Genomic DNA, 629 nt, shown 5'->3' with positions numbered 1-629 from the left:
CCGTACCGGAAGGTGCGGCTGGATCACCTCCTTTCTAAGGAGACGGAGTCCGTTGGAATTTTCGATTCCGAATGGACGAAAGTCTTGCTGTTTTATCGTGTTGCCTGTGTTTATGCGCTGTGTTTTTTGTGATGGGCCGATAGCTCAGTTGGTTAGAGCACGCGGCTGATAACCGCGAGGTCGGAGGTTCGAATCCCCCTCGGCCCACCATCATGTTCAAGGGGATGTAGCTCAGTGGGAGAGCAATGGCTTTGCAAGCCATGGGTCGTCGGTTCGAATCCGATCATCTCCACCACTGTTTTGCTAGATTTCCCTGTGTAACTTGACAACCGAATAGAAGGCAATGCTGTATTAGAGAGAAAAGAACTAAGGGCACACGGAGGATGCCATGGCATCCGACAGCGAAGAAGGACGTGGCAAGCGACGAAATGCCCCGGGGAGGTGCAAGCGACCCTGGATCCGGGGATATCCGAATGGGGCAACCCCTCCGGCGTAGGCCGGAGACCCGCGTATGCGGGGGCGAAGTCGGCAAAGTGAAACATCTCAGTAGCCGGACATAGAAGAAATCGAAGAGATACCCTGAGTAGTGGTGAGCGAAAGGGGAGTAGCCTAAACCGATTGCGTGCAAG

Annotated in this window: 2 tRNA genes and 1 rRNA gene; all 3 read left to right on the top strand. The window is 54.2% G+C overall.

Features of this window, described 5'->3' with window-relative positions:
* Window positions 1-133: 133 nt before the first annotated feature.
* A tRNA-Ile gene (locus EII26_RS12890) sits at window positions 134-210 on the top strand.
* A 10-nt stretch (window positions 211-220) separates the two neighbouring features.
* Window positions 221-295: transfer RNA gene (locus EII26_RS12885), tRNA-Ala, on the top strand.
* Window positions 296-356: 61 nt separating this feature from the next.
* A 23S ribosomal RNA gene (locus EII26_RS12880) occupies window positions 357-629 on the top strand; the annotation flags it as partial.

It is taken from the genome of Fretibacterium sp. OH1220_COT-178 (assembly GCF_003860125.1).
Lineage (GTDB): Bacteria > Synergistota > Synergistia > Synergistales > Aminobacteriaceae > CAJPSE01.
Note: the sequence above shows the minus strand (reverse complement) of the source record. Positions and strands in the feature narration are given on the sequence as shown.